Consider the following 8230-nt stretch of genomic DNA (forward strand, 5'->3'; position numbering starts at 1 on the left):
CATGTGGGCGCAGCGCAAAAAACCGACGAGGCCCAAAGCAAGGGACAGCAAGCAAGGGCCGCCCCGCAGCGAGGCTGTCGTCCCCCTCCCCCGCGAAGCGGGTAGAGAGGCGCCGTGCCACGGGGGGAAGGCGCGCCAGCGCCTCAGGGGGTGCCTATCAATACTCCCAGAAGATGCGCTGCAGCTGCTTCGTGTCCTGCGTCTTGGTCAGGGCCACGGCGGCCAGCAGGCGGGCCTTCTGCGGGTTCAGGTCATGGGCGACGACCCAGTCGTACTTGTCGTCGGGCTGCTCGGCGTTGCGCAGCACGAAGCCGGCCGGCACGCGCGAGCTGCGCACCACGATCACGCCCTTTTGGCGCAGTTCATTGAGCTTGGGCACGATGCGGTCGGCCACCGAGCCGTTGCCCGTGCCGGCGTGCACGATGGCCTTGACGCCGGCCTTGCCCAGCGCGTCGATGGCCGTGGCGGGCACGTTGCCGTAGCCGTAGACGATGTCCACGGCGGGCAGGTCGGTGATCTGCTCGATGTTGAACTCGCTGCCCCTGGTGTGGCGCTTGACGGGGGCGCGGAACCAGTAGGTCTTGCCCTCGACCACCATGCCCAGCGGGCCCCACTGGCTGGAGAAGGCATTGGTCTTGATGTTGGTGAGCTTGGCCACATCGCGCGCGGAGTCGATGTTGTCGTTCATGCTGACCAGCACGCCCTTGCCCGCCGAGTCCTTGGAGGCGGCCGTGGCCACGGCGCCCAGCAGGTTCAGCGCGCCGTCGGCCGAGATGGCCGTGCCGGGGCGCATGGAGCCGACCATGACGATGGGCTTGTCGGTGGGCACCACCAGGTTCAGGAAGTAGCCGGTCTCCTCCAGCGTGTCCGTGCCGTGGGTGACGACGATGCCGTCCACGCCGGGCTGCTTGGCCAGCTCGTTGACGCGGCGTGCCAGCGTCAGCAGCTCCTTGTTGGTGAAGCTTTCGGATGCGATCTGGAAGACCTGCTCGCCAGAGACGTTGGCGATGTTGCTCAGCTCGGGCAGGCCGGCCAGCAGCTTGTCCACGGGGACCTTGGCGGCCGTGTAGGTGGCGCTGTTGACGGCGCTGGCGCCCGCGCCGGCAATGGTGCCGCCCGTGGCCAGGACGACCACATGGGGCTTGCCGGCCTGTGCGGCGGGAGCGGGTGCAGGGGCGGTCGCCGCGGCGGGCGCTGCGGCTGCGGGGGCCTGGCTGGCGCCGGGCTGGGACGCGCAGCCTGCCAGCGCAAGCGCGACGGCCATCAAGGTCATACGGAAGGGGGTGAACGGCATGTATCGCTCCTGGAAAGGCATTGAATGATCCAGCCTTGTGGGCTGAATGCGGCACGATGCAATAAACATGCCCCGCCTGCATCAGCGCAAATCCCGATGGGAGCCGTGCGGCGGATGCGCTAAAAGCGCTTCCGAAAAAGGAGCGGTGAACGCTTTGTGGGATTGCACCAAAGGCCTGAAAGGCTTGGGGTTTTTTGGGGCCGTTCCAGAGGCTGTGCCACGTTCAGATGGCCAGCGGGTCCACGTCCACCAGCCAGCGCACCAGGGCGCGGTGCTCGGGCTGTGCCCTGATCCAGTGCAGATGCGCCTGCCAGGCCCAGAGAAAGCGCAGCAGGGCGGGCCGCTGTGCCGACTCGATCAGCATCTGCGCCCGCTCCACATTGGCCACGCGCTGGACGGACATGGGAATGGGCGGGTAGAGAAACACATCGTCCACATGGGGCAGGCCGGCCTGGCGCGCGGCTTGGGCGGCGGCGGCCAGAAAGGCCTGGGCGGCCTCCTGGCTGCGCGCATCGGCCCGCACGATGGCCTGGAAGGCAAACGGCGGCATGCCCGCATCGCGCCGCTCGCGCAGCTGGCGCGCCGCAAAGGCTGGGTAGTCGTGCGAGCGCAGCGCGGTGTAGACGGGATGGGACGGGTCGTGCGTCTGTATCCACATCTCCGGATGGCTGCCCTGGGCGGCCACGTAGTGCGCGTCGCGCCCTGCGCGGCCGGCCGCCTGCATCAGCAGGCTGAACAGGCGTTCGGGCGCGCGGTAGTCGCTGGAAAACAGCGCACTGTCGGGCTGCACGGCGGCCACCAGGGTGATGCGCCGGAAGTCATGGCCCTTGGCCACCATCTGGGTGCCGACCAGCACGTCGATGTCGCCGGCATGCACCTGGGCCAGCTGCTCCTCCAGCGCGCCCTTGGCGCGCGTGGTGTCGGCGTCTATGCGCGCCACGCGGGCGGGCTCGCGGTCGGGGCGCTGCACGTTGCGCAGCAGGCGGGCCAGTTCTTCCTCCAGCTGCTCCGTGCCCTTGCCCAGCGGCAGGATGTCGGGATTGCCGCAGCCGGGGCAGGCCATGGGCACGCGCTGGGTGTAGCCGCAGTGGTGGCAGCGCAGCGTGCGGTCGGCCTTGTGGAAGACCTGGTGGGCACTGCAGTGCGGGCAGTCGCTTTTCCAGCCGCAGTCGGCGCAGAACAGCACGGGCGCGAAGCCGCGGCGGTTGAGCAGCACCAGGCTTTGCTCGCCGCGCTGCACACGCTCGGTGATGGCATCGATCAGCGGCGGCGAGAACACGGCCTTGCGCGGCTGCTGGCCCATGTCCACCAGGCGCACGCGCGGCAGGGCGGCCGCGCCGATGCGGCTGGGCATGTGCAGGCGCAGGTAGCGGCCGCCCTGCGGCTCGTCGGCATTGGGCGGGCGGCTGGCGTGCCAGCTCTCCAGCGAGGGCGTGGCGCTGCCCAGGATGACCTTGGCGCCGGTATCGCGCCCGCGCCAGATGGCCAGGTCGCGCGCCGAGTAGCGTGCGCCTTCCTGCTGCTTGTAGCTGGCGTCGTGCTCCTCGTCCACCACGATCAGCGACAGCCCCGGCAGGCTGGCGAACACCGACATGCGCGTGCCCAGCACGATGCGCGCCGTGCCCGTGTGTGCCGCCAGCCAGCTCTTGAGCCGCTGCGGGTTGGTCATGCCGCTGTGCATGCTGACCACGCAGGCCGCGCCGTACTGCGGCGCAAAGCGCGCCAGGAAGCGCTGCTCCAGCTGGGGCGTGAGATTGATCTCGGGCACCATCACCAGCACCTGGGCGCCGGGGTCGGCATCCAGCGCGGCCTGGGTGGTCCTCAGGTAGACCTCTGTCTTGCCGCTGCCCGTGCTGCCGTAGAGCAGGAAGGGGCCGGGGTGGGCGGCGATCTGCGTGAAGACGTCGGCCTGCTCGGCGCTGAGGACGATGGGGGGAATGTCTGCGGCGGCCGGGGCCGGTGCGAGCGCTGATGCAGGCGCAGCGCCAGGCGCCGGTTGCGCCTGTTCCGCCTTTGCAGCCTTGGCCGCTCTCTTCGCCGCGGCCTTGGTCGGCCTGAGCCGGCGCGCCAGTTGCTCGGCCGTCATGTCGCGCAGCTGCGGCGGCAGGGCCGTCACGGCGATCTCGCCCACGCTGCGCTGGTAGTAGTAGGCGGCGAAGGCCACCAGCCGCCGCCAGGCCGCCGGCAGCGGCGCGATGCCCTCCAGCACGGCGCAGATGGCGCGCAGCTCCACGCCTTCGGGCACGGCGGGCGGCTGGGCCGGCGCGTCCCAGACCACGCCCAGCAGTTCCCGGCGTCCCAGCGGCACGCGCACCAGGGTGCCCGGCTCCAGCGGCTGCTCGCAGGTGTAGCTCAGCAGATCACCCACGGCGCTGTGCGCCGGCGTCTGGACGGCGACATGGACGGTATGGGCGGGAAGGGGCATGGGAAGAAAGCGGGGCCTGAAAACGCTGGCGCCGCAGGGCACGAACAGCGGCAACAAAGCCGCCAAGCATAAGCCTTGGGCAGCGTCCGAGGCGTGGGAAGCGGCGTTCTACACCAGACATCCCGGGCGGTGGCTACGGGTTTCTGGGTATATCGTCAATTTCTGTGGATAACTTTGTGGGGATTATTCGGATCTATGGCCATCCCCCCATTTGTCTGACCTTTCCGAGTGGTGCATTCTGAAAACGGTGCTATCAAAAAAAATCTTCAAAAACAACGGCTTATATCGATATGTCGCCCGCGTGCAGGCGCGGGTGACAACTGTGAGTCCTAAGACCTCGCTCAGATTTTTCTGTGCATAAGATGGTCTGTGGCCATCTTGTGCAGCAAGCGCCGGCCGGGCGCGCGGACTGTGGACAGCGCGGCCCAGCCGGGCCGGTGGCTGTCACGGCAGGGGGCCGGCGCTGCGCTGGCATCCGGCCTTGCGGGTGATGAGGAGCAGGGCGGGCGCTCAGCGCTGGCGCATGGCGCGCGAATGGCCGTGGACGGCCTCGACCAGGGCGGCCACATGCTCGGGCGGCGTGAACTGGCTGATGCCGTGGCCCAGGTTGAAGATGTGCGTGGGGCCCGTGGTGGTCCTGTCGGTGTGCGGGGCGCCGAAGCTGTCGAGCACGGCGCGCGCCTGCTCGGCCACGCGCTCGGGCGGCGCGAACAGCACATTGGGGTCGATGTTGCCCTGCAGCGCCTTGCCGGGTCCGCCCACCTCGCCGCCGACGATGGCGCGGGCGCGGGCCAGGTTGGCCGTCCAGTCCAGGCCCAGCACCTCGCAGTCCAGGTCCTTCATGTCGGGCAGCCAGATGCCGCCGCCCTTGGTGAAGACGATGCGCGGCACGTCCTGCCCATCGACGCCCGTGCGCTTGAGTCCGGCCAGCACGCGCTTCGTGTAGGCCAGGCTGAATTCCTGGAAGGCGCCATCGGCCAGCACGCCGCCCCAGCTGTCGAACACCATCACGGCCTGGGCGCCTGCATCGATCTGGGCGTTGAGGTAGGCGGCCACGCTGTCGGCGTTGACGGACAGGATGCGGTGCATCAGGTCGGGGCGCGCATACATCAGGCTCTTGACCAGGCGGTAGTCGTCGCTGCCCTTGCCCTCGACCATGTAGCAGGCCAGGGTCCAGGGGCTGCCCGAGAAGCCGATCAGCGGCACGCGGCCATCGAGCGCGCGGCGGATGCTGGTCACGGCGTCGAACACATAGCGCAGCTTGTCCATGTCGGGCACGGCCAGCTCGGCCACGGCGGCCTCGTCGCGCACCACCTTGGCAAAGCGCGGGCCTTCGCCTTCGGCAAAGGACAGGCCCAGGCCCATGGCGTCGGGCACGGTCAGGATGTCGGAGAACAGGATGGCCGCGTCCAGCGGGAAGCGCTCCAGAGGCTGCAGCGTGACCTCGGTGGCGTAGTCCACGTTGGTGGCCAGGCCCATGAAGCTGCCGGCCCGGGCGCGCGTGGCCTTGTATTCGGGGAGATAGCGGCCCGCCTGGCGCATCAGCCACAGCGGCGTGTAGTCGGTGGCCTGGCGCCGGCAGGCGCGCAGGAAGGTGTCGTTGGTCAGGGGGGCGAAGCTCATGGTGGGCGATTGTCGCCGAGTCGGCTTCGCCAGGTTGCCGCGATGCCCGAGCAGCGCAGGGCGTCTTGCCCCGGGTTAACCCTGGTCAATATCGGCGGCAACGGGCTTTTTGAGGCCGCTACATTGTGCGGCGTGCGTTCCGCACGGGAATCCGTCCATGCAAGGAGAGAGTTTGCGATGCAGCGAAGAACCCTGACCCAGATCCTGGCCCTGGCACCGGCCTCGGCCGTTTGGGCTGCCAGCGGGCTGGCTGGAAGTGCCACGGCGGCCGAGCCGCTGTTTCCGGGCAAGGCGCCGCTGCGCATCGTCGTGGGCTACCCGCCCGGTGGCGCCACCGACCGCGTGGCGCGCATCGTGGCCGACAAGCTGCAGGCGCGCGTGGGCTCGCCCGTGGTGGTGGAGAACAAGCCCGGCGCGGGCGGCCGCCTGTCGGCCCAGTATGTGAAGAACGCGCCGGCCTCCCAGCCTGCGCTGCTGCTGGCCAATCCGGCCGTGATGCTGGTGGCGCCCCTGGTGTTCCCCGACTCGGGCTACGACCCCGACAAGGACTTCCGCCCGGTCAGCGAGGTCAATCGCTATGAATTCGGCGTGGCCGTGGCCAGTGCCGTGCCCGTCAGGCAGCTGTCGCACCTGCTGGCCTGGCTGCGTGCCAATCCGCAGCAGGCCAACGTGGGCGTGCCGGCCACGGGCAGCCTGCCGCACTTCTTCTCGCTGATGCTGGGCGAGGCCGCCAAGGTCCGGACCGAAACCGTGGGCTACAAGGGCTCGGCCCCGCTGCTGACCGACCTGGTGGGCGGCCAGGTGCCGCTGGCCATCGACACCTTCGACGTGCTGCTGCCCCAGCACGAGGCCGGCAAGATCCGCGTGCTGGCCGTGTCGGGCGAGCGCCGCAGCACCATGGCGCCGGACATCCCCACGCTCAAGGAATCGGGCCTGAACCTGTCGGGCATGGGCTGGAACACCTTGTTCGCGCCCCAGAGCATGGCGCCCGACATTGCCGAGCGCCTGTCGCGCATGGTGCAGGAGATCATGAAGGAGCCCGACACGCGCCAGAAATTCGAGGCCAGCCGGCTGACCCCGGTCTCCAGCAGCAGCGCGCAGACGGCCGAGATGCTCAAGGCCTACCGCGCCCAGTGGACGCCGGTGGTGCAGCGCTCGGGTTTCAAGCCCTGAACCTTCAAGAAAAATGGCCCGTGCGGGCCTTTTTTCATCGCCGGGCCGCCCCAAGATGAAAAACGCCCCCTCGGGGGGCAGCGGACCTTGCGCAGCAAGGGCAGCGTGGGGGTCATTTTTCATGGGGCCTAGGGTTTCCTCGGTGCCTGGGCGCTTGTGGTGGAAAGGGTCTGGCGACTAACATTTACCGACCATTCGGTAAATTATGTTTGATCTGCCGCATAAAGACGGCAGACAGGCCACGGAGACTTCCATGCCCCCATCGCTGGTTCTGGTTGAGCAGCACGACGCCGTCCGCACCCTGGTGCTCAATCGCCCCGACGCGCTCAACAGCTTCAACGCGCAGCTGCACGAGCAGCTGCTTTCGGCCCTGGAACAGGCTGCCGGCGATGCCTCGGTGCGCTGCGTGGTGCTCACGGGCGCGGGGCGCGGCTTTTGCGCGGGCCAGGATCTGTCCGACCCCGAGGCCGCGCCCGACCAGAACCTGGGCGACCTGATCGAGCGCCGCTACCAGCCGCTGTGCCTGCGTCTCAAGTCCATGCCCGTGCCCGTGGTGGCCGCCGTCAACGGCGTGGCTGCCGGCGCGGGCGCCAATATCGCGCTGGCCTGCGACCTGGTGCTGGCCGCACGCTCGGCCAGCTTCATCCAGGCCTTTGCCAAGATCGGCCTGGTGCCCGACTGCGGCGGCACCTGGCTGCTGCCGCGCCTGGTGGGCCGTGCGCGCGCCCTGGGCCTTGCGCTGCTGGGCGACAAGCTGCCTGCGGCCGAGGCCGAACGCATCGGCCTGATCTGGCGCTGCGTGGAAGATGCCGATTTGCGCAGCGAGGCCCAGGCCCTGGCGCAGCGCCTGGCCGCCATGCCGGTGCGGGCCCTGGCGCGCACGCGGGAGGCCATGGACTCGGCCCAGCTGCTGGACTACGAACATGCGCTCACGCGCGAGGCGCGCCAGCAGGGCCAGCTGGGCGCAGCCCACGACTACCAGGAGGGCGTGGCCGCCTTCCTGGGCAAGCGGGCTGCCGTGTTCTCGGACCGCTGAGGAGCCCGCCATGCAAGACAACCACACCCCGGGCGAGGCCGCCCAGCGACTGGCCGAGCAGGTGCGCGACGGCATGCTGGCGCGCGACCGCGCCGCGCAAGGACTGGGCCTGCGCATCACCGAGATCGCGCCCGGCACGGCGCGCATGGAGATGGCCGTGCGCGACGACATGCTCAATGGCTTCGACATCTGCCACGGCGGCTTCATCACGGCGCTGGCCGACACGGCCTTTGCCTATGCCTGCAATGCGCGCAACGAGATGACGGTGGCCTCGGGCCTGAGCGTGGACTTCGTCGCGCCCGGCCGGCCCGGCGACGTGCTCACGGCCCAGGCCCGCGAAGTCTCGCGCGCAGGCCGCACGGGCGTCTATGACGTGCAGGTCACCAACCAGCGCCAGGAAGTGATCGCGCTGTTCCGTGGCCGCTCGCACAGCTTCAAGGGCCGGCCCACCGTGCCCGGCCTGAACCAGCCCGTCTGAAAAGACCCAGCCATGCCTGTCCAGCGCCCCGCCCCCGGCGAACTCGATCCCATCGAAACCGCCAGCCGCGACGAGATCGCCTCGCTGCAGCTGCTGCGCCTGCGCTGGTCGCTGCAGCATGCCTACGACCATGTGCCGCACTACCGCCGCGCCTTCGATGAAAAGGGCGTGCACCCTTCCGACCTGCGCACGCTGTCCGAC

The 8230-nt window shown here is 69.4% G+C and carries 6 protein-coding genes and 1 pseudogene; 4 read left to right on the plus strand and 3 right to left on the minus strand.

Features of this window, described 5'->3' with window-relative positions; genetic code table 11:
• Positions 1-157: 157 nt before the first annotated feature.
• From DTS01S_RS26540 to hemE, 3 genes are all read right to left on the minus strand, one after another.
• A complete protein-coding gene (locus tag DTS01S_RS26540) occupies positions 158-1294 on the minus strand; it encodes an asparaginase (RefSeq protein ID WP_026062837.1) in 1137 nt (378 codons plus the stop codon).
• 223 nt (positions 1295-1517) lie between these two features.
• A complete protein-coding gene (gene priA / locus DTS01S_RS26545) occupies positions 1518-3719 on the minus strand; it encodes a replication restart helicase PriA (protein ID WP_061289716.1) in 2202 nt (733 codons plus the stop codon).
• 510 nt (positions 3720-4229) lie between these two features.
• Positions 4230-5342: a uroporphyrinogen decarboxylase gene (gene hemE, locus DTS01S_RS26550; RefSeq protein WP_046987045.1), complete on the minus strand. Its 1113-nt coding sequence runs from the start codon at positions 5340-5342 to the stop codon at positions 4230-4232.
• A 177-nt stretch (positions 5343-5519) separates the two neighbouring features.
• On the opposite strand from hemE, the gene DTS01S_RS26555 reads away from it, so the two are divergent.
• From DTS01S_RS26555 to DTS01S_RS26570, 4 genes and pseudogenes are all read left to right on the plus strand, one after another.
• The gene (locus tag DTS01S_RS26555) at positions 5520-6515 is read left to right on the plus strand and encodes a tripartite tricarboxylate transporter substrate-binding protein (protein WP_016450384.1); all 996 of its coding nucleotides are present in this window, start codon (positions 5520-5522) and stop codon (positions 6513-6515) included.
• Between the two features lie 253 nt (positions 6516-6768).
• Positions 6769-7551, plus strand: a complete 783-nt coding sequence (locus DTS01S_RS26560) for an enoyl-CoA hydratase-related protein (RefSeq protein ID WP_013800319.1) — start codon at positions 6769-6771, stop codon at positions 7549-7551.
• Positions 7552-7561: 10 nt separating this feature from the next.
• On the plus strand, positions 7562-8029 hold the full coding sequence (gene paaI / locus DTS01S_RS26565; protein ID WP_016450385.1) for a hydroxyphenylacetyl-CoA thioesterase PaaI: 468 nt from the start codon (positions 7562-7564) through the stop codon (positions 8027-8029).
• Positions 8030-8041: 12 nt separating this feature from the next.
• Positions 8042-8230 (plus strand): annotated as a pseudogene (locus tag DTS01S_RS26570) (phenylacetate--CoA ligase); the annotation flags it as partial.

The organism is Delftia tsuruhatensis NBRC 16741 (assembly GCF_001571325.1).
GTDB lineage: Bacteria > Pseudomonadota > Gammaproteobacteria > Burkholderiales > Burkholderiaceae_C > Comamonas > Comamonas tsuruhatensis.

What these genes read in the sequence shown, in the direction of transcription:
- DTS01S_RS26540 (WP_026062837.1), bottom strand. Translation starts at nt 1,294, where the DNA reads ATGCCGTTCACCCCCTTCCGTATGACCTTGATGGCCGTCGCGCTTGCG.
- priA (WP_061289716.1), bottom strand. Translation starts at nt 3,719, where the DNA reads ATGCCCCTTCCCGCCCATACCGTCCATGTCGCCGTCCAGACGCCGGCG.
- hemE (WP_046987045.1), bottom strand. Translation starts at nt 5,342, where the DNA reads ATGAGCTTCGCCCCCCTGACCAACGACACCTTCCTGCGCGCCTGCCGG.
- DTS01S_RS26555 (WP_016450384.1), top strand. Translation starts at nt 5,520, where the DNA reads ATGCAGCGAAGAACCCTGACCCAGATCCTGGCCCTGGCACCGGCCTCG.
- DTS01S_RS26560 (WP_013800319.1), top strand. Translation starts at nt 6,769, where the DNA reads ATGCCCCCATCGCTGGTTCTGGTTGAGCAGCACGACGCCGTCCGCACC.
- paaI (WP_016450385.1), top strand. Translation starts at nt 7,562, where the DNA reads ATGCAAGACAACCACACCCCGGGCGAGGCCGCCCAGCGACTGGCCGAG.